This is a genomic window from Nitrosomonas sp., assembly GCA_016703745.1.
Taxonomy (GTDB): Bacteria; Pseudomonadota; Gammaproteobacteria; order Burkholderiales; family Nitrosomonadaceae; genus Nitrosomonas.
Genome location: JADJBK010000006.1, coordinates 1,213,287 through 1,238,461 on the forward strand (window position 1 = coordinate 1,213,287; position 25,175 = coordinate 1,238,461).

Annotated in this window: 22 protein-coding genes, 5 tRNA genes and 1 pseudogene; 10 read left to right on the forward strand and 18 right to left on the reverse strand. The window is 46.1% G+C overall.

Translation table 11 applies throughout. The features are described from left to right. Positions 1 to 62: 62 nt before the first annotated feature. From rpoB to IPG31_06840, 12 genes are all read right to left on the reverse strand, one after another. Positions 63 to 4,136, reverse strand: coding sequence for a DNA-directed RNA polymerase subunit beta (gene rpoB, locus IPG31_06785; GenBank protein ID MBK6618071.1), 4,074 nt, complete (start codon positions 4,134 to 4,136; stop codon positions 63 to 65). A 376-nt stretch (positions 4,137 to 4,512) separates the two neighbouring features. Next, positions 4,513 to 4,890 (reverse strand): 50S ribosomal protein L7/L12, encoded by a 378-nt coding sequence (gene rplL, locus IPG31_06790; protein MBK6618072.1) that lies wholly within the window; start codon positions 4,888 to 4,890, stop codon positions 4,513 to 4,515. Between the two features lie 76 nt (positions 4,891 to 4,966). Further along, positions 4,967 to 5,482, reverse strand: a complete 516-nt coding sequence (gene rplJ / locus IPG31_06795) for a 50S ribosomal protein L10 (protein ID MBK6618073.1) — start codon at positions 5,480 to 5,482, stop codon at positions 4,967 to 4,969. Positions 5,483 to 5,797: 315 nt separating this feature from the next. Next, positions 5,798 to 6,490 (reverse strand): 50S ribosomal protein L1, encoded by a 693-nt coding sequence (rplA, locus tag IPG31_06800; GenBank protein ID MBK6618074.1) that lies wholly within the window; start codon positions 6,488 to 6,490, stop codon positions 5,798 to 5,800. A 1-nt stretch (position 6,491) separates the two neighbouring features. Continuing rightward, on the reverse strand, positions 6,492 to 6,923 hold the full coding sequence (gene rplK, locus IPG31_06805) for a 50S ribosomal protein L11 (protein MBK6618075.1): 432 nt from the start codon (positions 6,921 to 6,923) through the stop codon (positions 6,492 to 6,494). 166 nt (positions 6,924 to 7,089) lie between these two features. Next, on the reverse strand, positions 7,090 to 7,623 hold the full coding sequence (nusG, locus tag IPG31_06810) for a transcription termination/antitermination protein NusG (GenBank protein MBK6618076.1): 534 nt from the start codon (positions 7,621 to 7,623) through the stop codon (positions 7,090 to 7,092). A gap of 18 nt (positions 7,624 to 7,641) precedes the next feature. Beyond that, positions 7,642 to 7,986 carry a preprotein translocase subunit SecE gene (secE, locus tag IPG31_06815; protein MBK6618077.1) on the reverse strand — a complete coding sequence of 115 codons (345 nt, stop codon included), beginning with the start codon at positions 7,984 to 7,986 and terminating at the stop codon, positions 7,642 to 7,644. Between the two features lie 123 nt (positions 7,987 to 8,109). Further along, a tRNA-Trp gene (locus IPG31_06820) sits at positions 8,110 to 8,185 on the reverse strand. Between the two features lie 38 nt (positions 8,186 to 8,223). Next, entirely contained in the window at positions 8,224 to 9,414 is a 1,191-nt protein-coding gene (gene tuf, locus IPG31_06825) for an elongation factor Tu (GenBank protein ID MBK6618078.1), read from the reverse strand. 113 nt (positions 9,415 to 9,527) lie between these two features. Beyond that, positions 9,528 to 9,602: transfer RNA gene (locus tag IPG31_06830), tRNA-Thr, on the reverse strand. A gap of 34 nt (positions 9,603 to 9,636) precedes the next feature. Then, a tRNA-Gly gene (locus tag IPG31_06835) sits at positions 9,637 to 9,710 on the reverse strand. Between the two features lie 94 nt (positions 9,711 to 9,804). Then, a tRNA-Tyr gene (locus tag IPG31_06840) sits at positions 9,805 to 9,889 on the reverse strand. Between the two features lie 1,000 nt (positions 9,890 to 10,889). Here IPG31_06840 and IPG31_06845 point away from each other — a divergent pair. Beyond that, positions 10,890 to 12,125: a GTP-binding protein gene (locus IPG31_06845; GenBank protein ID MBK6618079.1), complete on the forward strand. Its 1,236-nt coding sequence runs from the start codon at positions 10,890 to 10,892 to the stop codon at positions 12,123 to 12,125. Further along, positions 12,118 to 12,498, forward strand: coding sequence for a DUF1826 domain-containing protein (locus tag IPG31_06850; protein ID MBK6618080.1), 381 nt, complete (start codon positions 12,118 to 12,120; stop codon positions 12,496 to 12,498). The genes IPG31_06845 and IPG31_06850 overlap by 8 nt, the downstream gene beginning before the upstream one ends. Before the next feature lie 81 nt (positions 12,499 to 12,579). Here IPG31_06850 and IPG31_06855 read toward each other — a convergent pair whose 3' ends face one another. Next, a complete protein-coding gene (locus IPG31_06855) occupies positions 12,580 to 13,578 on the reverse strand; it encodes an IS5 family transposase (protein ID MBK6618081.1) in 999 nt (332 codons plus the stop codon). A 106-nt stretch (positions 13,579 to 13,684) separates the two neighbouring features. Here IPG31_06855 and IPG31_06860 point away from each other — a divergent pair, with 106 nt between their 5' ends. After that, positions 13,685 to 13,972, forward strand: coding sequence for a DUF1826 domain-containing protein (locus IPG31_06860; protein MBK6618082.1), 288 nt, complete (start codon positions 13,685 to 13,687; stop codon positions 13,970 to 13,972). A gap of 42 nt (positions 13,973 to 14,014) precedes the next feature. Here the strand turns inward: IPG31_06860 and IPG31_06865 are convergent. Then, positions 14,015 to 14,363 (reverse strand): annotated as a pseudogene (locus tag IPG31_06865) (transposase). Between the two features lie 222 nt (positions 14,364 to 14,585). Between IPG31_06865 and IPG31_06870 the strand changes: the two are divergent. Genes IPG31_06870 through IPG31_06885 form a run of 4 tightly spaced genes read left to right on the forward strand, consistent with a single transcriptional unit; the run spans position 14,586 to position 19,301 of the window. Next, positions 14,586 to 16,490 carry a hypothetical protein gene (locus tag IPG31_06870; GenBank protein MBK6618083.1) on the forward strand — a complete coding sequence of 635 codons (1,905 nt, stop codon included), beginning with the start codon at positions 14,586 to 14,588 and terminating at the stop codon, positions 16,488 to 16,490. Then, a complete protein-coding gene (locus IPG31_06875) occupies positions 16,487 to 17,149 on the forward strand; it encodes an ABC transporter ATP-binding protein (GenBank protein MBK6618084.1) in 663 nt (220 codons plus the stop codon). Before IPG31_06870 ends, IPG31_06875 begins: the two co-directional genes overlap by 4 nt. After that, positions 17,139 to 18,317 carry a hypothetical protein gene (locus tag IPG31_06880; GenBank protein ID MBK6618085.1) on the forward strand — a complete coding sequence of 393 codons (1,179 nt, stop codon included), beginning with the start codon at positions 17,139 to 17,141 and terminating at the stop codon, positions 18,315 to 18,317. Before IPG31_06875 ends, IPG31_06880 begins: the two co-directional genes overlap by 11 nt. Positions 18,318 to 18,359: 42 nt before the next feature. Next, positions 18,360 to 19,301, forward strand: coding sequence for a zinc ABC transporter substrate-binding protein (locus tag IPG31_06885; protein MBK6618086.1), 942 nt, complete (start codon positions 18,360 to 18,362; stop codon positions 19,299 to 19,301). 249 nt (positions 19,302 to 19,550) lie between these two features. Here the strand turns inward: IPG31_06885 and IPG31_06890 are convergent. From IPG31_06890 to IPG31_06905, 4 genes are all read right to left on the reverse strand, one after another. Next, positions 19,551 to 19,635: transfer RNA gene (locus tag IPG31_06890), tRNA-Leu, on the reverse strand. 39 nt (positions 19,636 to 19,674) lie between these two features. After that, positions 19,675 to 20,037 (reverse strand): preprotein translocase subunit SecG, encoded by a 363-nt coding sequence (gene secG, locus IPG31_06895; protein MBK6618087.1) that lies wholly within the window; start codon positions 20,035 to 20,037, stop codon positions 19,675 to 19,677. A gap of 17 nt (positions 20,038 to 20,054) precedes the next feature. Continuing rightward, positions 20,055 to 20,810, reverse strand: coding sequence for a triose-phosphate isomerase (locus tag IPG31_06900; protein MBK6618088.1), 756 nt, complete (start codon positions 20,808 to 20,810; stop codon positions 20,055 to 20,057). 185 nt (positions 20,811 to 20,995) lie between these two features. Next, a complete protein-coding gene (locus IPG31_06905; GenBank protein ID MBK6618089.1) occupies positions 20,996 to 22,471 on the reverse strand; it encodes a GGDEF domain-containing protein in 1,476 nt (491 codons plus the stop codon). Positions 22,472 to 22,762: 291 nt separating this feature from the next. Between IPG31_06905 and IPG31_06910 the strand changes: the two genes are divergently transcribed. Genes IPG31_06910 through IPG31_06920 form a run of 3 tightly spaced genes read left to right on the forward strand, consistent with a single transcriptional unit; the run spans position 22,763 to position 25,114 of the window. Then, positions 22,763 to 24,259 carry a leucyl aminopeptidase gene (locus IPG31_06910; protein ID MBK6618090.1) on the forward strand — a complete coding sequence of 499 codons (1,497 nt, stop codon included), beginning with the start codon at positions 22,763 to 22,765 and terminating at the stop codon, positions 24,257 to 24,259. Positions 24,260 to 24,278: 19 nt separating this feature from the next. Further along, positions 24,279 to 24,713 carry a DNA polymerase III subunit chi gene (locus IPG31_06915; GenBank protein MBK6618091.1) on the forward strand — a complete coding sequence of 145 codons (435 nt, stop codon included), beginning with the start codon at positions 24,279 to 24,281 and terminating at the stop codon, positions 24,711 to 24,713. A gap of 11 nt (positions 24,714 to 24,724) precedes the next feature. Then, positions 24,725 to 25,114, forward strand: a complete 390-nt coding sequence (locus tag IPG31_06920) for a hypothetical protein (protein ID MBK6618092.1) — start codon at positions 24,725 to 24,727, stop codon at positions 25,112 to 25,114. Positions 25,115 to 25,175 lie beyond the last annotated feature (61 nt).

Here is a 25,175-nt window from a genome sequence, read left to right on the forward strand (position 1 = left end):
GATTGGCAAATAGGGCAATGAGTATTAAATAAACTGCATGGCAGCCAGTTAGTCCGAACAGCTTAATTTTGCACCAAATCAATATCCAATCCGAGAGACCTGATTTCTTTGACCAACACATTAAAGGATTCCGGCATTCCCGCATCAATCTTATGATCACCTTTCACAATGCTCTCGTAAACCTTGGTGCGCCCATTAACATCATCTGATTTCACGGTCAACATTTCCTGTAGTGTGTAAGCTGCACCATAGGCTTCCAGCGCCCATACCTCCATTTCACCGAATCTCTGCCCACCGAATTGGGCTTTACCTCCTAGCGGCTGTTGGGTAACCAAGCTGTAAGGACCAGTTGATCGGGCATGCATCTTGTCATCAATCAAATGATGTAATTTTAGAACATGCATGTAACCAACAGTTACGGGACGATCGAACGGTTCGCCCGTTCTGCCGTCATATAGCGTCGTCTGTCCTGACTCCGGCAATCCGGCCAGTATTAACATCTGTTTAATTTCCGATTCATGTGCACCATCAAACACCGGAGTGGCAAACGGCACACCTTCAGATAGATTTTCGGCAAGCTCCATAATTTCCTTGTCACCAAGAATAGAAAGGTTTTCTTGTTTACCACTACCGTTGTAGATTTTTTCAAGTAAATCCCTAATTTCCGCTACGGAGCGTTGTCTCTGAAGTAATTCATTAATTTTCTTACCCAACTGTTTTGCTGCCCATCCCAGATGAACCTCAAGTACCTGTCCAATATTCATCCTCGAGGGAACACCAAGTGGGTTCAGGACGATATCTACTGGTGTACCGTCAGCCATGTATGGCATATCCTCAACAGGTGCGATTTTTGAAATCACGCCCTTGTTTCCATGCCGACCGGCCATTTTGTCTCCAGCTTGTAATCTTCTTTTGATGGCAACATAAACCTTGACCATTTTTTGCACACCCGGGGGAAGTTCATCACCCTGAGTAAATTTCTTCTGCTTTTCGTCATAGGTCAGATCAAACAATTTTCGCTGTTGTGCCAAACCATCCTTGATTTGTTCCATTTGAAGACTGGCATCTTCATCCACCAAACGGATATCAAACCAATGGTGGCGATCCACACTATCGAGATAATCTTTCGAGATTACAGTTCCTTTGGCTAATTTTTTGGGGCCACCACTAGCAACTTTTCCACCCAACAGTCGCTCAACACGTTCAAAGGCATCTGCTTCGACAATCCTCATCTGATCACCCAGATCCTTCTTGAATCGCTTTAATTCATCTTCAATTATCTGAGTTGATCGTTTATCCCTTTCAACTCCTTCACGCGTAAAAACCTGTACGTCAATAACAGTTCCAGACATACCCGCCGGCACATGCAACGAAGTATCTTTAACATCCGATGCTTTTTCTCCAAAGATTGCTCGGAGCAGTTTTTCCTCTGGAGTTAATTGTGTTTCGCTTTTGGGCGTTACTTTTCCCACTAGTACGTCCCCTGCGGCAACTTCTGCGCCAATGTAAACAATGCCCGACTCATCGAGTCGTGAACGCTGACGTTCCGATAAATTTGGAATATCAGCCGTAATCTCTTCCGTACCTAACTTGGTATCACGACTTACCGCTGTTAACTCTTCAATATGAATTGATGTAAAACGATCCTCAGAAACCACCCGCTCTGATATCAGAATAGAGTCTTCGTAGTTATAGCCATTCCAGGGCATAAAAGCGATCAGCATATTTTGCCCCAACGCCAACTCACCCAAATCGGTAGAAGCTCCGTCAGCAATGACATCATCGCGTTCCAACCTATCTCCCACTTTAACCAGCGGCCGCTGGTTAATATTGGTATTCTGATTGGAGCGCGTGTACTTGATCAGGTTATAAATATCCACGCCAACTTCGCCCATACGCGCTTCTGCATCGTGCACACGGATTACGATGCGGCTCGCATCGACATAATCAACCACTCCGCCTCTTCTGGCTTTCACTGCTGTTCCAGAGTGCACGGCAACCACACGCTCAATCCCCGTGCCAACTAGCGACTTCTCTGCACGCAAACAAGGTACGGCCTGACGTTGCATATTGGATCCCATCAACGCACGGTTGGCATCATCATGCTCCAGAAAAGGAATCAGGGAAGCTGCGACAGAAACAATCTGTGCTGGCGCAATATCAACATATTCAATTTGCTCCCTTGGTGAGAGCGTAAATTCATTCTTATGACGACATGATACAACTTCGTCTTTGAATGACCCATCCTGATCCAGATTTGCGTTCGCCTGTGCAATGACATAATTACTTTCTTCAATAGCTGAAAGATAAACCACGTCATTTGCAACCTTGCCTGCCTTGACCAACCGGTAAGGTGTTTCGATAAATCCATACTCATTGGTGCGAGCGTATAAAGCCAACGAGTTAATCAGGCCAATATTCGGTCCTTCCGGGGTTTCAATTGGGCAAACTCGACCATAGTGCGTTGGATGCACATCCCTCACCTCAAACCCAGCTCTTTCTCTGGTCAATCCACCTGGTCCAAGGGCTGATATACGTCTTTTATGTGTAATTTCAGACAGCGGATTTGTCTGATCCATAAATTGCGATAATTGACTCGACCCAAAAAATTCTCTTATTGCCGATGAAACCGGTTTCGCATTAATAAAATCGTGTGGCATAAGATTTTCCGACTCCGCCTGACTCAGACGCTCTCTCACGGCCTTTTCCACACGCGCCAATCCGGTCCTGAATTGATTTTCAACCAACTCACCAACTGAACGAACGCGGCGATTACCTAAATGATCGATATCATCAATTTCACCCACACCATTACGTAAAGCCACCAATATCCGGACGACTTCCAAAATATCTTCATTCGCCAGGGTGACGGAGCCTGTTAATTCTTCCCGACCAACTCGCCGATTAAATTTCATGCGTCCTACAACTGACAAGTCATACCGATCCGGCGAATAAAATAACCCGTTAAACAGGGCTGCAACTGCCTCTTCTGTTGGTGGCTCTCCTGGCCGCATCATCCGATAGATCGCAACCTGCGCTGATATCGCATCAATAGACTCATCGATTCGCAACGTTTGAGAAATATATGGACCTTGATTGAGATCGTTAACGAATAATGTATCAATTTCTTTCACGGAAGCCTGAAGAATATTCGCCAATAATATTTCATTAATTTCGCTATTGGCCAGTGCGACAACTTCACCGGTTTCCTTGTCCACAATATCTTTCGCCAGTATTTTTCCCAGCAAGAATTCTTCAGGAATACTAACGCTACTCATGCCAGATTGTTGCAACTCACGGACATGTTTGGCCGTTATTCTCTTGTCCTTCTGGACGATAACTTTGCCATCTGGTGCAACAATATCAAAACTTGCCAATTCGCCTCGGAGACGCTCAGGCAGCAAATCAAAAAATATTCCTTTTTTCGAAAAAGTAAAATGATCAAACTCAAAAAATTCAGCCAGAATTTGAGCTGACGAATACCCCATCGCTTTAAGTAAAGTAGTTACCGGCATTTTCCGGCGTCGATCGATTCGAAAATAAACATAGTCTTTCGGATCAAACTCAAAATCTAACCAAGAACCACGATACGGAATAATACGAGCAGAAAATAGCAATTTACCAGATGAGTGCGTTTTTCCTCTATCGTGCTCAAAGAAAACACCAGGTGACCGGTGAAGCTGCGACACAATAACCCGCTCAGTGCCATTGATAACGAAAGAACCAGTTTCAGTCATCAGGGGAATTTCCCCCATATAAACTTCTTGCTCCTTTACTTCCTTCACTGTTGGTTTAGAAGCTTCTTTATCGAAAATGGTCAATCTAACTCTTGCACGCAAAGCAGACGCGTAGGTCAGCCCTCTTTGCTGACATTCTTTAACATCAAACCCCGGCGTACCAAGCGAATAATGAATAAAATCCAAACGCGCATTGTTGGAGTGGCTCTCTATTGGAAAAACCGCATGAAATGCAGCCTGAAGACCTTGTAGCTTTCGCTCGATGGGGGAAATTTTTTCTTGCAAGAATTCAGAATAGGACTCTATCTGCGTAGCAAGAAGAAACGGGAATGATAATATACTGGGACGTTTAGCAAAGCTTTTACGAATACGTTTTTTCTCAGCAAACGAATAACTCATTGAATTCTCTCCACGCATTATGCTGCTAATAGGCAACTTCAGAAATATAGTTTGAGGCTTGCTATGTTAATCAGGAATCAACTGATTGCACGTTCAATAGCAAAAACGTTAAAGTATTAGTAAGAGGAATCATCGCTTACCACAAAATGTTAGATGATTTAACAGCGACATTAGCTTGATGAGCCACAAATTTACAAATCAAGAGAATAAGAAACTATTGATACCAAAAGACGCAGTAAATTTCAGCTTCATGGTAACGATATTGCCTAATGTATATCCGGAATATATTAGTTAATGTGCTTCGACCACAAAGTAAACAGGGCTGGTGACACGCTATAAGCGTGTGCGCCAGCCCGATCAAGGCCATGATTGCTAGTTATTTGATCTCGCAACCAGCACCTGCCTCGATAAGTTGTTTCTTGAGCGCTTCTGCATCTTCTTTGGAAATGCCTTCTTTTACAGGTTTAGGAGCGCCATCCACCAGATCTTTAGCTTCTTTCAAACCCAATCCAGTTGCTGCTCTAACAACCTTAATGACATTAACCTTACTTTCACCAGCGCTAGTAAGAATGACTGAAAATTCCGTCTGCTCTTCAGCGACTTCTCCACCAGCTGCTGGAGCTGCCGCAACTGCAACGGTTGCAGCTGCTGCCGAAACCCCAAACTTTTCTTCCATTTCCTTGATTAACTCAGATAACTCCAATACCGTCATATTAGCAATTGATTCTAGAATTTCTTGTTTGGCTATAGCCATGAGTTTCTCCTGATTAAAATTGATTACAGTTAAAATAGGTAATAGTTACTATGCGAAAGCAGGCATTCAAAATCTCTTATTTCTGATCTCGAACTGCCGCAAGTCCACGAACGAATCTGGTGGGGATTTCATTGAGAGTTCTAACAAACTGTGCTACAGGCGCCTGCATGGTGCCAAGCAGCTTGGCCAGTAACACATCTCTGCTTGGCAAGGTCGCCAGAATAGCCACATCCTTAGTAGACATAACCATACCAGCCATCGCACCCGCTTTGATAACAAAACCCTCATTGGTTTTAGAAAATTCGTGCAGTACTTTGGCGGCTACAACCGGATCACTTCCAATACCATAAACTAATGGCCCAACCATATGATCAGCCAACCCCGAGAAAGGTGTGTTAGCCACCGCGCGCCTGACCAGGGTATTTTTAACGACACGAAAATAAATACCAGCTTCCCGTGTTTTAGCGCGTAGAAGTGTAAATTTACTGACACCTAAACCACGATATTCAGCTATAAAAACAGCCTGTGCCTTAGTTATTTCCTCACTTACTTCTGCTACGATCGCTTTTTTATCATCCAGATTAAGACTCAAAATAAATTCTCCATAGAATACAGCCAAAAGCGCATCGCCAATTTATTTAACGATTGACCTTTAGCACTGCTAAAACAGCGCACTTTCATCAGGAGGAAGGTTTTCTACATCCTGTTTGGGCACACCATCTACGTTGGGTAATACCAAGAACTTAAGCCCTAATAAAGAACTTAAATACCAGGAAAAATATAATTAAGTTTTAGCCCACGTGTCGCATCGAAATCATACTATCGATACTTGCGTAAGCCAAACCCCAACGGTCTTTGACAACCTGTTGACAGCCTCCTGTCAACAGCCCAAAGTTCGATAAATTAACTAGAGCAAACCAGCATGATCAACCTTAATCCCAGCGCCCATCGTACTGGAAATTGCTATTTTTCGCAGATAAACTCCTTTGGAAGTTGCAGGTTTTGATTTATTGAGAGCATTGATCAGTGCCATAATATTTTTCAACAACGCGTCCACCTCGAATGAAGCCCGACCTATTGTGCAGTGAACTATACCGGCTTTATCCGCCCTGAACTGTACCTGCCCTGCTTTCGCGTTTCTAACTGCATTAGCCACATCCGGCGTAACTGTACCTACTTTTGGATTTGGCATCAAACCACGCGGACCGAGTATCTGACCTAGCTGCCCCACAATTCTCATTGCATCGGGACTGGCTATCGCCAGATCAAAATTGATTTCACCCGCTTTTATTTTGTCCGCCAAATCTTCAAAACCAACAATATCAGCACCAGCCTGCTCTGCTTCCTTAGCTTTTTCTCCCTGAGCAAATACCGCAACACGTACTGTTTTCCCTGTTCCAGATGGCATTACTACCGAGCCACGCACTACCTGATCCGACTTTCTCACATCGATACCGAGCGATATAGCAACATCAACTGACTCATTAAATTTCGCTGTCGCCGTCTCTTTGACAACGGCTAAAGCTTCTTCTGGGGAATAAAGCTTGGACTTGTCAATTTTATAAAGAGCAGCCTGGTATCTTTTAGAAGATTTTTTCATCTTATTGCCCCTCCACCTCAATACCCATGCTTCTGGCACTACCAGCTATGGTTCTCACCGCAGCATCAATATCGGCGGCTGTTAGATCAGGAGTTTTTATTTTAGCAATCTCTTCTGCTTGCTCACGTGTCAGCCTGCCGACCTTATCTGTGTGAGGCCGCGGACTTCCCTTGCTTACACCCGCTAATTTTTTAATTAGCACGGCAGCAGGCGTAGTTTTCATAACAAAAGTAAAACTTTTGTCCGCATAGGCAGTAATCACCACTGGAACGGGCAAACCAAGCTCCATCTTCTGAGTGGCAGCGTTAAATGCCTTACAAAATTCCATAATATTCAATTGCCGCTGCCCTAACGCCGGTCCAATTGGTGGACTAGGGTTTGCTTTTCCTGCTGGTATCTGCAACTTGATGTAGCCTATAATTTTCTTAGCCAAACTATTCTCCCGAGTGGGTTAGACGAGCAACAAACACTCTCCCCTTAAAATATGAATCCGTCCAATCTTTTCCGATATCATTAACGTGACAATCCAAAGCTACTGTCATACATTGATAAACTGCCAATACACCTGATCAACCTTGAACGGGACTAAAACCAAACCATTACACTTTTTCAACCTGACCAAAATCTAATTCAATTGGCGTCGGCCTTCCAAAAATTGAAACTGATACATGTAATTTATTTTTATCGTAATTAACCTCTTCAACACTACCTTGAAAATCAGTAAAAGGCCCATCTTTAACCCGAACAAGCTCCCCTGCCTGAAATAGAATTTTAGGCTTGGGTTTTTCTACGCCTTCCTTAACTTGATTTAAAATAGCATCAATTTCCCGCTTACTAATCGGAACCGGCTGTGTCGTTGCCCCTCCCACAAAACCAGTTATTTTTGGCGTTCCCTTAACCAAATGCCAGGTTTCATCGGTCAATTCCATCTCAATCAAAATATATCCCGGGAAAAATTTCCGCTCACTAATATTTTTTTGGCCACCCTTAATTTCTATAACCTCTTCTACCGGAACAAGTATGTCTCCAAACTGATTTTCTAATTTTTGCTGTTTAATGCGCTCCTCTAAGGCCCGCTTAACACTCTTCTCAAATCCAGAGTAGGCATGGATAGCGTACCATTTTTTATTCATTTATCACCTGGCACACAGTCAATCCTCCTGATTCATTACCAACTTCACAATTGACATGAGCCCCGCATCTACCAACCATAAAAAAACTGCCATTGCCATAACAAATGCAAATACTGTACCCGCTGTCTGCAACGTTTCTTTTCGATTTGGCCATACTACTTTTTTAGTCTCATCAATCGAGTCCCGAGCAAATACTAAAAATTGCCTGCCTGGTGACGTAAATGATGCCAAGGCAACTCCCAGTATCAACCCGAGCAATACCGAAACGACCCGTATCACCATCGCACTTTCACTCAAGAAGTAATAGCCGAGAATACCTGCCGCACCCAACATTAATGCTAAAACCAGTTTAACCTTATCCACTTATAACCTATTTAAATTAAGACAGAATATTTATACTTTCTAGTGCGCTATACCTGGTTAATAAATTGAAATATAAACAATGTCTTGCTGTGTGTTAGCATTGATTTCACCTGGAAATTCTGCTGGCAGGCCAGGAGGGCATCGAACCCCCAACCTTCGGTTTTGGAGACCGACGCTCTGCCAATTGAGCTACTGGCCTGTATTAGTCACTACCAACCAAATTAATTATCTCTATTACTACTCCAGTACTTTTGCAACCACACCCGCTCCCACGGTGCGCCCACCTTCACGGATGGCGAATCTCAATCCCTCATCCATTGCAATAGGGGCGATAAGATTTACAGTAACTGAAACATTGTCACCCGGCATAACCATTTCTGTACCCGCTGGCAGCTCTATCGATCCGGTCACATCCGTTGTCCGAAAGTAAAACTGTGGGCGATAACCCGCAAAAAATGGTGTATGCCGACCGCCCTCTTCCTTGCTCAACACATAGATCTCTGCCGTAAACTTGGTATGCGGCAGAATACTACCCGGCTTAGCCAGCACTTGTCCACGCTCAACCTCTTCTCGCTTAGTACCTCGCAATAGTACGCCCACATTATCTCCGGCCTGCCCTTGATCAAGCAGCTTACGAAACATTTCAACACCCGTACAAACCGTTTTAATGGTTGGCCGCAAACCAACAATCTCAAGCTCTTCCCCAACCTTGATAACGCCACGCTCTACGCGCCCCGTCACCACCGTACCTCGACCAGAGATAGAAAACACATCCTCTACCGGCATAATGAACGCACCATCAATTGCACGCTCTGGCTCAGGTATGTAGGTATCCAGCGCCTCCGCCAGTTTAAATATTGAAGGCTGCCCAATCTCACTTTGATCCCCTTCCAGCGCTTTTAGCGCCGATCCAGTTATAATCGGTGTGTCATCGCCAGGAAAATCATACTTTGAAAGTAGCTCACGTATCTCCATTTCCACCAGCTCCAACAATTCGGCATCGTCCACCATATCCGCTTTATTCATGTAGACAATGATGTAAGGAACCCCAACCTGGCGCGCCAGCAAGATATGTTCACGCGTCTGCGGCATCGGTCCGTCTGCTGCCGATACCACTAGAATCGCTCCATCCATCTGCGCTGCACCAGTAATCATGTTCTTTACATAATCAGCATGCCCAGGACAATCAACGTGCGCATAGTGACGATTACCCGTCTCGTATTCTACGTGAGAGGTGTTAATCGTAATGCCGCGCGCACGCTCCTCCGGCGCAGAATCAATCTGGTCATAGGATTTCATCTCCCCACCATACTTGCTCGTCAACACCGTCGTGATCGCAGCCGTCAGTGTGGTCTTACCATGATCCACGTGCCCTATTGTTCCAACATTCACATGTGGTTTACTTCGCTCAAATTTACTCTTAGCCATGTTTTACCCTTCTCATTTTAACGCCACATCAACCGACATCGGCATTCCAAGCTTGCCAACCAGATCAGACTACGCGCACTACGTGCACATAGCCATTACAAAAAACAAAAACGTGGTGCCCATGGCCAGGATTGAACTGGCGGCCTCTCCCTTACCAAGGGAGTGCTCTACCACTGAGCTACATGGGCAAACGACTCCAATATTTACATCCTTCTCTTCTAGTGGAGCGGGTGAAGGGAATCGAACCCTCGTCGTAAGCTTGGAAGGCTTCTGCTCTACCATTGAGCTACACCCGCTCATAACTTTCTTTGTGATTAAGCCACTATTTCAGCCTGCTCACCAATTCAACTCCAACTGAATATTACCCAACAGACATAGGTACAACGTATATGGTGGAGGGGGAAGGATTCGAACCTTCGAAGGCAGAGCCGTCAGATTTACAGTCTGATCCCTTTGACCGCTCGGGAACCCCTCCAAAATAATCGAGGATTATCTATGTTTTACTAATCCAAGTCAATGACAAGTCTCTTCCTGAATCAAGACAATCGCGCCTAAAAGCATTTGAAATATAGAATTTAAATAAGGCAGCGATACTATCATTCTGATTTTACATGACAACAAAGCTAATATCTTTAATTATCCATCACTTTTCGAGCATCAAAGATGCTTCGAGTAAATAGATAAAAGAAGCATCAGCTGTAAAATATTTTCTTTATCAGCATCTGCGCTGCGATTTATGGTACAGATAATTGGGCTGCCATTGATACCAAACAGCTCAGCGTTTATTTTCTCCATTGAGCCCCTAATCCGATCAACATCACCGAAGACAAAGTGATTTCAATAAATGGCAAGCAAGTGTTTGAAACGCAGCACCGACAAGTTCTAAAAAAAACCGCCATCCGCCTTGATTAGCCATGAGAGTGCGTATAGCCGCATTAAAACTCGCTCAATTCAAACAATAACCGATACAGCCCGATTCCAAAAACAATATGACTGGAAAAGCTTACAAAGCATTATTACCGTTACCACCAGAAGACGAACCAATAACAAAGTGACCGAGGAAATACGTTATTCTATCAAACGTCTCAATGCGAATGCTCCAAAACGATTGGTGCGTGTGATGCGGACGCATTGAGCCACAGAGCCTCGCTGACAACTCGTATTTGTCGAGTCCAACAAAACCTTAACTCTCCGGGATAGCTTACGGAAACACACTCAACTCAACGATTTTATAAAAGCAGCTGGATTAACAAGGCTATGTCATCGTTAGTTAGTGGTTGTCATGTAACCCAATAAATTTAAAGAAAAATATCAATTATTGGTTTTTTGGCTAATGACTTGTTTATAAATGATAAATAGTGTTTATTTGCAGTGACCAACAATTAACGATGACATAGCCATTAACAAATAATTAGCTTGATTTATGATACGTTAGAACATATCATAAATAATCAGATATTCTGGAATTCACTTTTATGTCCGCAGCAAATGAATTGAATAAGCCCCTAAAAAGATTACCAGTCACCATTCTTTCAGGATTTCTGGGTGCAGGGAAAACGACTGTGCTGAATCATATTCTCAATAATCGGCAAGGACAGCAAATTGCAGTTATTGTAAATGACATGAGCGAAATCAATATTGACGCATCCATTATTGAAAAAGAGGTTTCATTCAACCGCTCCAAAGAGAAACTGATTGAGATGAGCAACGGCTGCATTTGCTGCACCTTGCGCGAAGATTTACTGATTGAAGTGCGTAAATTGGCCATCGAGCAGAGATTCGATTATCTGGTCATTGAATCCACAGGAATATCTGAACCATTGCCGATCGCGGAAACATTTACATTGGCTGATGACGACGGGGCCAGTCTATCGGATATTGCGCGATTAGATACCATGGTAACGGTGGTTGATGCAGTCAATTTCACGAAAGATTTTGAAGAAGCAAGAATGCTTCAAGAGGTGGGAGAAAGCCTGGGAGAAGATGACGAGCGCAGTGTAGCTGACCTCCTGATTGATCAGGTGGAATTTAGCGATGTAATTTTGATCAACAAGATTGACTTAATCAGTTCGGCTGAGTTAACCCAATTACAAGGCATCTTACGTAGTTTGAATACTGAAGCTGAAATAATTGCTATTAAGAACGGGCGAGCTGAATTGTCTAAGCTTTTAAATACAGGTAAATTCAGTTTTGAGCATGCCCAACAAGCGCCTGGCTGGTTAAAAGAGATGCGCGGGGAACATATTCCTGAAACTGAAGAGTACGGCATCAGCAGTTTTGTGTATACAGCCAGAAAGCCATTCCATCCTCAGCGATTTTACGATTTTCTCCATCAACCTTGGCCGGGAGGCAAGCTACTCCGCTCAAAGGGATACTTCTGGTTAGCGACACGCCCGGATTATGCGGGCCAGTGGAATCAGGCTGGTGGTATTGCACACTATGGTTATGCTGGCATGTTCTGGAAAGCCGTGCCTAGAAATGAGTGGCCGAATGATGAAGGTTATTTCCAATCCATATTGGAAAAATGGGAAGAGCCCGATGGAGATCGGCGGCAAGAATTGGTTTTTATCGGTCAGAACCTAGATCAACAAGGCATATGTCAATGGCTGGATGAATGCTTGCTGAATAATACGGAGCTTGAGGCTGGCGAAAGCTATTGGCTTACTTTGAAAGATCCATTTCCTGCGTGGAGCAATCAATCAGATGATTAATTCAGCAAAAATTGACCAATCGCTAGCGCAACAAGCCCCAGGCTCAATAAAAAGCGTGTCAGGGCACGAGGCTAGAATATTGACACAGATCTACGATACGCAAGTTGACCTATGTATTCTCAAGCGCCAGATTGATGCTGAAGTAAAAGAATACGTCAGGCTCTTACAACAATCACACCGTGATTTTCGAATGACGAGAATCATTACTTTAGGGACTTTATCCGATACTTTACTGGAATCATTACCTCCGCACAAATGGCGTAATCGATTTATTGACGATATTCTAGTCTTGACTGATATGTTTTCCTGCCTGTTCGAACTTAAGGAACCTCTGAAAAACAAACATTCTGAACGGCAGTCACTCAAAAACTAGCCACTATTTTCAAATAGTGACGCTGATTTTTATGAAAACAGCTATTTCTCTCTGGAAACAAGTCCATTTACTGGCTTGTTTTCAAATTTCAGACGCAACAAGGCGTCGACGTTCATAGGCGTCACCACGGATGACGTTGGCAATGGCTGTCAGGAAGGTCAAACGGGCCGCATTTTTGGCCAGGCCGCGATAGCGATTTTTAGCATACCCAAAGCGGATTTTGATATCCCGAAACACGTGTTCGACTTTGGCGCGGCGTTTCGCCAGTTCGCGGGCGGCCCCGCGCAGTAGTTGAGCCGCGCCGGAATCGTCTTTCGTGAGCCTGGCCAGTTTGCCCGGACGCATCGTGATTACGCAGACTGGAGGGTTTTCTGCCGGCATCTCCGGGCGTTTATCCAGCCCCTGATATCCGGCATCGCCATGGACAAACTGTTCCTCGCCATGCAGCAGGGCGGCGGCTTCGGCAACGTCGCTGACATGCCCCGAGGTTACTTTGAGCGTATGCACCAACCCGGTTTCATGATCGACGCCGATATGAAACTTGCTGCCGAAAAACCATTGATTGCCCTTTTTGCTGGAATGCATTTCTGGATCACGCGACCGGCTTTTATTTTTGGTTGAAGTCGGTGCGGCAATCAGGCTGGCATCGACGATGGTGCCGGCTTTCAAGAACAACCCACGCTCACTCAGTGTTTGGTTGATGACCTGGAAGATTTGATCCATCAACCCGTGTTTTTCCAGTAAATGTCGAAATTGCAAAATGGTGCTTTCATCCGGCACGGCTTCCAGACGAATGCCGCAAAAACGGCGCAGTGATTCAATCTCATACAGCGCATCTTCCATGCCCGGATCGGAATAGTTGTAGATAATTTGCGCAACATGCGCGCGCAGCATCAATTCCAAGGCAAATGGTTTGCGGCCACGCCCATTGCCTGGCGCATAGTGTGGTTCAATAACATCAATCATAGCCTGCCAAGGCAATAATCCATCAAGTTGATCGAGAAACTTCTCGCGGCGCGTGACTTTGCCCTTATTGGCGTATTCGGCATCAGCAAAACTCATCTGTTGGTAAGGTTTCATGAATAGCTTCTCGAAAAAGTTTGATGCAGAATTATATCGGTGATCGGTTATTGATCAGAGGTTCCTTAAGCAAGTTGGCTTCAGGCTCTGCGTTTTAAACAAAAGCATGTGTCCACGCTTTCATACTGACAAGGTACCTTGTCGATTGATCACCACCTATACCGGCAAAGGAACGGAATGGCTGGACCGGCAAATTAATGATCCTTCAATACTTGATGTTTGTAATGATGAGTACTTATATCCCGATTCTATCCAAAAATTGGGTGAAGGCGATATTGCCCTGCTCAAAGGCGACAAGTGGCCAGAGAAAAATAGCTTAGGCGTTATTCATCGCTCACCCGCACTGAGCGATAATGAAATGCGATTACTATTGACGCTTGATTTTGCTCACTGAAGCTTATGAATCAGGGTGTCCTATATTTTGTGTAAATAGTGGTTAATAATGCTGAGGCACTCTTTCGTTGAATTGAATAGTAAACCTGTTTAAAGCGGGTTTCCAATCTTTAAGAGGCATAGACCATTTTTTGGCGATGTTGATGAGTGCCAAATAGAAAAGTTTGATAATAAACTCATCGTTGGGAAACGAACCCCGATTTTTGCTGACTTTGCGCAGACTCATATTGATTGATTCAATCGCGTTGGCTGTATAAATGATGCGCCGTATCTCAGGCAGATAGTCGAAAAAACGGAATGATACGCCGCCAGTTATTGCGCCAGGACAGAGCAATCGGTGGATAAGCACCGTTCCATTTATCTTCAAAAGCAGATAGCGCTTGTTCGGTCTCATACTAAAGCTCGTTTTTAACAGCAGAAAGTTTAATTATCAGCGGACATTTCTACTTTGGGTTAACAAGAATTGCCACTCTAATTGACGATAACCTGGTTCTCTGCTAATTTCCATCCTTACCGAAACGGGTGATTTGGTTCTCCATCACCCCGCTAACGTTGCTGTCCTTTCTATTTTTCCCTATCGTGGCTTTTGTAAGCCTGTCTTATTCAGAATGGATATGTCATTTCCGGGTTACCGGGTAAGCCTGCTGCTGTGGATATTGCTTTCACTGTGGATAAACGCGGCAGTAGCCAGCATGGCAGAAGTTTCGCCTGCTGCCGGGGCGTCAAACCAGGCCGAAATGCATATCGAGGGTCAAACTATTAGCCTCAGGTTGGAAATGGGTCAGAATGATTTCGACAAGCTCGCAGCGCTTGCCAAAAAACAACAGCAAGGGCTGGAGACATTATTGGCGGAAGTCATTCAGATCGAGGTGGGCGGAGAAAATATTAAACCTGTTGCCATCCGGTATCTGGGTAATCAGGCTGGGCGCTTGCTTGCACCAGATAGCGCGGAAATGACAGCAATGTGGACGGACAACTTCGCTGCCAGACCCGGGTTGACAGCATCAGGTTCTACTAAGCAGGTAACGCGGCCCGTGATGAGTCATGCGGTTGAAACGATATTTTCTATTCCTGGCGATAGCAACGATTCCCCTTTGAAGTTGATTCCACTGATAGACACGACTACCAATAACCCATCGCCGTTTGCAATTGGCCTGATTGTTTACCATGAGCAGATACCGGTCACCGAGCACCGTTTGTTGTCGCAAGCGGAAACACTGATGCTCAATAAACAGGATCCGTGGTTATCGCGCTTTGAGAATCCGGCTATGAATCGTATGCTGCAATCAGTGATAACTGGAATTTTGTATGTGGAACCAACCGAAATACGGCAGGAACTCATTATCCGATTAGGTGATTTACTGGCGTGGCTGGAGCTTTCAAAAACAAAAGAAGCAAAAATTATTACTGCTGCCATTGAAAATCAACGTGTTATGCCGCCTCATCGACAACATACACCAAAGGAACTGATTTCCGAATTATTGATGACACACAATGCGCTGTCCATCGAAGGCAAGCCGCAGCAAGTAATATTTGATCGGATCGAATACCTGACACCGGGACCACATGGTTTGGTGACAGCCAGTCAAGACGGACAGCTGGATATTCAGACCACCTTCATTGGCATCGTCTTCGCCTATACCATCCCCCACTATCCATCAGAGATCACGCTTCACTGGTCAATTTTTCCGCCTGGAGTCAAAATCATTCCCGTTACCACGTTTGATCTGACTGGGCAGTTTGATAGTTACGTCACGCCTGCAGATCCATCATTTAAATGGGAAGATATGATCGATGAGTATGATTTTCTCGAGAATCACGCCGCACTCAAGGAAGCGAGAAAAGCCTTGCTGGATAACGTGCAGGTACTCGCCAGGAACGATCAGCGCGTGACCGATAGTCTGATTGCCGGGTCGATTGCTGTCATGCTGGTATTGGGGTTTATTTTTCTGACTGGAAAACTGCGTAAAAAACAGATGTCGACCAATCTGGCCTGGGGAAGCGGAATAGCGCTGTTGCTGCTAGTGAGTATTCTTGTATTGCAAGAACAAGGATATGAATTCACTGGCGATATGCCAGAGGAAGAGCTGGATGAGATGCGCGCCAAACAGATCGTTACGCAATTACTGAAGAATATTTACCGCTCGTTTGATTTTCGCGCGGAGCACGATGCCTATGACAAACTGGCGAGCAGCGCCCATGGTAATCTGCTGGAAACCCTCTATCTACAGAATCGTCAGGCACAACTGCGAGCGCAAGCTGGTGGTACGCGTACCAAAGTGCAGCATGTCGAAGTAACGAATACACGGATTGACCGGGTGGAGCCCAATTCGATGGTCTATCATATTGATGCCCACTGGATAATCCAGGGTAGTGTGGCGCACTGGGGACATGTACATCAGCGCCAGAACCGCTATCAGGCGCGGCTGGCAATCGAACCGGCTGATGGGCTATGGAAACTTACACAATTTGATCTGATGGACGAGCAACGCGTCAATCAGCAAAGGGCGCTCCCATGATTCAGGTAGACGAGCTGGAGTTCTCCTATACCCAATCAGAATTTCAGCTTGTTATTCCCTCATTGTCGGTTGGGTCGGCAGAAAGCGTGGCGATTATTGGCCCAAGTGGCACAGGCAAATCCACTCTGCTCAAGCTGGTGTCCGGCATTCTCACAGCCACCAAGGGACGGGTTTTGTTTAATGGTGTTGATCTGGCAGCACTTGGAGATTCGAGACGGCGCGCACTCAGAAGCGAACAGATTGGTTTCATTTTTCAGAATTTTGAATTGCTGGACTACTTGAGCGCCTTCGATAACATACTGCATCCCTACCGGATCAGTCGTACATTGCAGCTTGATGCCGAAGTCAGGGAGCGTGCCCGCCAGCTTGCATACGATATGGGCGTCAATGAGCGATTACAGGCGTATCCATCACAATTATCACAAGGTGAAAAGCAACGGGTAGCGATCTGTCGCGCAGTATTATCATGCCCTAGACTTATTCTGGCCGATGAAGCAACCGGCAATCTTGATCCCGCCAACAAACAGCATATTCTTGACCTGATTTTCCACTATATCCAGCAATCTGGCGCCACCTTGCTTGCCGTCACGCACGATCATGATCTGTTGAACCGGTTTGACCGCGTCATTGATTTTCAGGCATTCATTCATGATCGATAGCTTTTATCTGGCCTGGCGTTATTTACGTTATCACCGGCTGCGAACCTTACTGCTGGTTGCCTCCCTTTCCCTGATCGGGTTTGTGCCTGCTGCACTGAATCAATTACTTGATGAGAGCCAGCGGCAATTGATGGCGCGCGCGGATTCAACACCACTTATCATTGGTGCGCGCGGCAGTCGCATGGATCTCGTCATGAACGCACTTTATTTTTCAAATGATTTTCCCACGCCGCTGGCCGCAGGGACAACCGGACGCGTGATGGATTCAGGACTGGCGGACGCCATTCCCCTGCACGTGCGCTTCAAAACACGGCTTGCGCCCATTGTCGGCACCACGCTCGATTATTTCGATTTTCGTGGACTGGCCATCCGTGATGGCCGCCAGCTCGGCATGTTAGGGGAATGCGTAGTTGGTGGTGCGCTCGCCGAAAAATACAATCTCAAACCGGGAGACCACCTGATTTCAGCCCCGCAAGATCTGTTTGACATGGCAGGCGTCTATCCGCTGCGTATGTCGGTGGTGGGGGTACTGGAAAAGAACGGTTCACCCGATGATGAGGTCACATTTGTGGATATCCAGACTGCATGGGTGATCGATGGACTCGGGCATGGGCATCAGGATATCGAGGCAATCAAGGATAACGCCCTGTTGCTTGAATCCAGGGATAACACCAGGCGAGCCAGTCAGAAACTCGATTACTACAATGAAATTACCGAACAGAATATTGATTCATTTCACTTTCATGGTGATCCGGATACGTTTCCGCTCACCGCCGTGATTGTGCTGCCGCATAACGAAAAATCGGCAGCATTATTGAAAGGACGTTATCTGACGGCGGACAATGCTCAGTTGATTGCCACTCCCGAAGTCATCCATGAGTTACTGGAAAATATTTTTCGCATCAAGCGGCTTATGGATGCGATTATCCTGGTGGTCGCCGTGGCGATGGGACTGTCGGTCATTCTTATTTTTTTACTGTCGCTCCGGCTGCGTGCTCGCGAAATCGAGACTGTATTCAACCTTGGCGGCAGCCGCTCCATGGTGGCACAATTGATCATGGCTGAGATTGTATTAATCGTGCTTTTGACTACTGCGGTTTGCATACTGCTTTTAGGGTGGCTAGACAGCCAATCCAGCGATTGGGTCAGGTATTTGCTAATCCAGTAACGACATCATTTCTACATTATTTGATTAAACGGGGAAAATGAAATGCAAACTTACGAAATCTATCCTACTCACCGATTCGGTCAGTTCTGGAAATCTCACGCCTCAATCGCATTATTTTTGATACTGACATTTGCCATGTTACCCATGCAAACAGCTATGGCAGGGAACCTAAAAGTAGCGGTAAGCAACTATCCACTTCAGTATTTTGCGCAGAGAATAGGTGGAGACAAAATTACAGTCAGCTTTCCGGCACCTGCCACGGTCGATCCAGCTTTCTGGCGCCCAGGACAAAGTGCATTGTCAATTTACCAACAAACCGACTTGATCTTCGTCAATGGGGCGGGATATGAGAAATGGGTGCAACGCACTTCTTTACCAATACGTAAACTGGTTAACACCTCAAAAGTGTTTACCGCACAATATATTTATGAAGAGGATGCCATTGTACATTCCCATGGAGATGCAGCACCCCACTCGCATGGTGATACGGCATTCACTACCTGGCTGGATTTTGATCAGGCAATCTTGCAGGCACAGGCCATCTATGAAACGCTGAAACAGAGACAACCGGCCGATGCCGACCTGTTTGCTGCAAATTGGTCCACTCTTCTGAGAGATATGCGTGCACTGGACGAGCAAGCCAGAGAAATTGTCGCACGTGCGCCCGATCGTTTTTTGATAGGCTCTCATCCTGTCTATCAGTACCTGGCCCGCCGTTACCAAATCCCAATGGCAAGCCTGCACTGGGAGCCGGACATGGCACCCGCAGCTGGAGATTGGCGTGCTCTGCAAGCGATCATCGATAACAACCCATCGCACTCAATGCTGTGGGAAGATGAGCCTCTAAACGAAACCACACGGAAACTGAAAGAAATGGGCATTAACAGCCTGGTTTTTTCCCCTTGCGCCAATGTTCCCGAGTCCGGTGACTGGCTTACCGTGATGCAGCAAAATTTGCAAAATCTGCAACGCGCCTATCAGTAAGTGATACCCCCGGAAGAAATACCTTAACGCAAGCTGATTGAGGAACAGCGACGCTGGGCGCATCAGCTGTCCGGTATATATTTCCGGAATCAAGTCAAAAGATCGCCCAGTTTCTGAAGGATATTGTGTTACAGACTGCCATCTATTTCTGATGGCAAATTGCGCTGACAGCATGATTTCCTGTCAGGCAAGACGAGGGGCTGAAAAGAGCTTGATCACTTATGCAGCAAAGTTACGCAATAAAATACGTGGTGCCGACGGCGAGAATCGAACTCGCATAGCTTTCGCCACCGCCCCCTCAAGACGGCGTGTCTACCAATTCCACCACGTCGGCAAGATTACACTTCTAGCTAACCGTTGCTGGTATTAACGATTATTCAGGAATTTGACCCGCTCTTGATGCAGCATCATCCACTGGTTGAGGAATCTCATTATTTTTATCCGAGTTATCATCTAGTTCAGCTGATTCTGCACTGATTTTTTGCATTACGCTCTGATCTTTAGGGGCAGTTCCAGAAAAGTATGTCAGAGTCAGACTGGAAATAAAAAAAGTCGCGGCAGCTATCGCAGTCATTCTGCTTAAAAAATTAGCGGAGCCACTCGCACCAAATAAACTTCCCGACGAGCCTCCACCAAAAGATGCCCCCATATCCGCACCCTTACCCTGTTGTAGCAAAACCAGAATAACGATGGCAGCGGCTACGATTATATGTAACGTCCAAACAAATGTTTCCACAATTTCCTACCTTAGGATTAATGTTGTGCAGCTTTGCAAATTGACAAAAAATCTTCTGCTACCAGTGAAGCTCCGCCAATCAATCCACCATCAATATCCGGCATGGCAAATAACTCTCCGGCATTATCGGCTTTTACACTACCACCATAAATAATTCTAACGTTCCCGGCAATTTGATTATCGCTGACCGCTATTCTATTACGAATAAACCCATGAACATCCTGGGCTTGCTGCGGAGTTGCCGTTTTTCCAGTTCCGATGGCCCAGACTGGTTCGTAAGCTATCACTGCATTTGCCAATGCTTTCACACCGGTTAATTCAATTACCGCATCCAACTGCCGGGCAATGACATCTTCTGTCTCTTCCGCATCACGCTGCGCCAAAGTCTCTCCAACACAGAGAATGGGTACCAGTTCAGCCGTTTGTGCAGCTTTAAACTTTTCGGCAACCAACTGATTGCTTTCACCAAACAACGCTCTTCTTTCTGAATGCCCGACGATTACAAATCGCACACCAAAATCGACCAGCATACTGGCAGATACCTCACCTGTATATGCGCCGTGACTATACTGACTGATATTTTGCGCTCCCCACGCCAAACGGGTGGCGTTAAGTAGAGTTTGAACTTGGTTCAGATAAGGGAAAGGTACGCAAACCGCGCAATCAACTCCATCCAGAGAATTAATTCCCGCGACTACCGCAGTTAATAAGGATTCATTTTCCCCCAGGCTCCCATTCATTTTCCAGTTACCTGCTACCAACCCGGTTCGCATCATCAATTAATATCCTCAATCATTTAGGCTATCTGATTCACAAAATTTGGAGATGCTACTCGCGAATCTCGATTGCGTCAATGCCTACTTTCGCCCCGTAACGTTTCGCTTGTGGCATTAAACGGTGCGTCATACCGAGATGCCGAAAAATGAATTACGATTTGAAGAAATCAAAAATATCCTGATTATCGCTGTGTATGCGAAGCCAGGGAAGGGTTCCATTCCATGATCTGGTCACGTCCACCATGTTTGGCCGCATACAGCGCGCAATCAGCTGCATCCAGCATGGCGCGCTCATCCTCAAAGGATTTTTCACGATCCATATTAACTACCAGACCAATTGAAGCGGTCACTTTAACGATATGGCCACTGTCCAGTTTATAAGCAATCTCCTGAATATTTTCCTGGATTCTTGTCAACAGATGGCGAGCATCATTAATCGATGTACTGGGCAGAATCAACGCAAACTCTTCGCCACCATAGCGACACAGCACATCCGTTTGCCTGATCTGCGCAGATATGACTCTAACGATTGCCACCAGAACACCATCGCCGGCGATATGGCCATGGGTATCATTGACAGCTTTGAAATGATCAAGGTCGATCATGGCCAGCGCCAGTGGCGCCTCTTGCTGGCAGGAAAACAGAAATTCACTGCGCAGCGTGTCATCGAAATAGGAACGGTTGTGCGCACCGGTCAAACCATCATGCTGCACCTTATTTTCCAGCTCGCGTATTTTGATGAGTGTGCGTGTTGTCAGGAGTTCACGTGCTTCATCAACCAGATCGCTTAGCTGATTGGGACTGAGAATGGAAATAGCAAACAATTCCTCGACATGCTGCAGCTCGTTCCTCATATCTTCCAGCACTTCCATTAATGCAAATTGATCGAGCCCCAGGCTGCTATAAGTTACGTCAGTTGCTATTTTAATTTTTGCTTCATCGCCAGGTGTCAGAAAATATTCGGTAATGCTGCCTGATGCGGCAACGCATTCGTTGATACCAGGTTGATTCGATCCAGCCACATGATGGCTGCGTTTACATGCTTCAATGATATAGGTCGGCAACTTCCAATGCGCCAGTAACGCTCCACCCAGCTCATCGTGACCAAGTCCAAACTGCTTACGTTCCATGTTATACATTTCTTCATGGCTGGTGGCAGCAGCTATGATCCTCGAATAGTCCTCATGTACTAGCGCAAAGAAAGCAAGAATACCGATATCCTGTAATAATGCCGCCAGGAAAAGATCATCCAGCAATCTATCCATACCCAGCCGCTTGCCCAATGCGCGGCAAGCCAGCGCGGAAGTAATCGACCGGCGCCAGAACAACCCGCTGCTGACAGGGTTCAGCATATTTCGGGATTGTTTCATCAATGAATCGGTCAGCGAAAATGACAATGCAATTGTCATCACTCCATGCATACCGAGAATATTGACTGCCTGACCGATATTGCTGATCGGATGACGAGATTTGTACAGCGGCGAATTGGCGGTTTTGACAATTTTGACGGCCAGCGCAGGATCGAGCGAGATATAATGGTTGATCTGATTAAGATTGGTATCGAACCTGCCCGCAAGATCGATGATTTTCATGGCGATCGAGGGTAGACTGGGCAATTTGGTGCAGAACCGTAACTGGGAGAGCAAAGTATCTTTCATTCAGCGCCTGTCGTTATTGGAGTGGCAAATAAAACCCGCCAACCCGGTTTTTTGTTATTCCTTTCCCGTGGTTGCAAATAGAATCTATTTTATCCAAAACAATTCGTCACGGTAATTGAAACAAACAGATAAAACGAGGTTATTTGATCAGAAACACATTTTGTTGAGACGCATACTTACTGAAGTAACCGGGCAGACATCACCATATATCACCATATTGACAAGCCCTCACCCCGTTGTATTCTTTATTAAAATTTTTTCATCATCAAACAATAAACAACAGGAGCATCAATGGAATTTATTACCAAACCCGTTAATCTGGATAAATACCAGGGGGACAGCCTTGTGGTGGGTGTATTTGAGTCTCGCAAACTGACCGAAGCCGCCAAAATACTGGATGAAGCTTCAAATGGTTATTTAAGTAAACTGCTCGCGCAGGGTGATATGAACGGCAAAATTAATTCCACATTGCTACTTCATCATGTGCCAAATATTAACAGTAAACGGGTGTTGCTGGTGGGACTGGGCAAGGAAAAAACAATCGGCGAGAAAGCGTTTACCACCGTGATCAGTTCGGCATTCAAGGCACTGCATCAGACCGGCGCGAAAGACGTTTGCTTTAGTCTCGCCAATTTAACCGTCAAAAAACGAACAATAGAATGGCGTGTGCTGCAGATCGTCCTGCTCGCGCAGGCAAGCATCTATCGCTTCAATCGCCTTAAAAGCACTGCAGAAACCAAAGCGCCCGTGCTGGCAAAAGTCATTTTTCCACTGGAGGACAAAGCCGATTTGCCAGCAGTAGAAAACGCGTTACAACAGGGGATAGCCACCGCTTGTGGCATGAATGTGGCCAAGGATCTGGGCAATCTTGCTCCTAACATCTGCACACCCGGTTATCTGGCTGAGCAAGCAAAAAACATGGCCAAAATCTATAAGCTGAAATGTACCGTCCTTGATGAAAAAGACATGGAAAAGCTCGGTATGGGAGCATTGCTGGCGGTCGCACGTGGCAGCCAGCAACCAGCCAAACTGATCGTACTCGAATATTACGGCCGGGAAAAAACCGACAAACCGGTGGTACTGGTTGGCAAGGGGATTACGTTCGATACCGGCGGTATTTCAATCAAACCCGCCCCGGACATGGATGAAATGAAATACGACATGAGTGGCGCTGCAAGTGTGTTAGGTACGCTCACCGCCGTGGCTGAGATGAAGCTGCCCATCAACGTAGTCGGCATCATTCCCGCAGCAGAAAACATGCCGGATGGCCAGGCAAGCCGGCCTGGTGACGTGGTAACCACCCTGTCAGGTCTCACGGTTGAAATCCTGAATACCGATGCGGAAGGCAGACTTGTGCTATGCGATGCCCTAACCTATGCGCAACAGCAGTACAAACCTGAAGCGATCATCGATATCGCCACTCTGACGGGCGCGTGTGTAATTGCGCTTGGTCACTATGCCACGGGTTTATTTGGTAATGATGAGTCGCTCAATCAGGCCCTGCTGCAAGCGGGCGAACAAACCTATGACCGAGCCTGGCAATTGCCGCTGTGGGAAGAATATCAAGACTTGCTGGATAGTAATTTTGCCGATATCGCCAACATTGGCGGAAGATGGGGCGGCGCTGTTACAGCAGCTTGTTTCCTGTCAAGATTTACCGAAAAATGCCACTGGGCCCACCTCGATATTGCCGGTACCGCATGGAAGTCTGGTAAAGAAAAAGGCTCTACTGGACGACCCGTGCCCCTGCTGACCGAATTCCTGGTCGCGCGTGCCAGGCGGAACTGATCCCAGTCCAGGTGATATGGTGACACGGGTGGATTTTTATACCGGTGCGGCGAATAAATTACTGGTGGCCTGCCATCTTTGTGAAAAAGCTACGCAGCAAAAACTAAAAACGCGGGTTGATGTGGTTGATACCACGGTCGCCAACCAGCTCGACAAACTGCTATGGACATTCTCGCCAACCAGCTTCGTGCCGCATTGTTTGACAAGCGACGAGTTGGCGGAAGTGACCCCGGTGGTGCTGTGTATCGAGTTGCTGCGTACCGAGTCCACAAAGACTGATGTGACTCATTACGACGTCCTGCTCAATCTCAGCACTGAAATCCCACCCGGAGCAGAGATTGTAAAGCGCGTCATTGAAGTGGTCGATAAAACTGACATGGACAAGCAACTAGCGCGCAAACGCTATCGCTATTATCAGGCGCAGGGGTATGACATTCACCATCACTGTTTATAGCGACCAGATTCATGACCGATAACAACGTCGAACAAATTGTCGAGCCTGAAGAAGATAGCCTGCTGCTTAAACTGGATATGATGCTGCAGCGCTATCAACATGAAAATGTCTCACTCGTTCAGAAACAGCGGCCATCAATCGAGAGCAATCAGACCGCACAAGACGTCATAATCTCTGGACAGCAATCGCCACTGATATCCTCGTCTGAAAGTGAGGACATTCCACTGCTAATTGAAAAAGTAGAACTGACCGCAAATGATTGGCCTGCAGAAACCGGAATCTCCGACTTGTTATGTTTTGCCTTCGATCATGCCATCCGCGAAGCACAAATAAAACTGGATCCTCTCGCCAGAATAACCCTGCTGCAAGCACTGGCCAAACGCCTGCCCAAAAACTTTTAGCTGGGAATACGCTTCTGACCGGAGATGAGCGGGTTATAATGCCCAGCTTTATTTCCGCAAT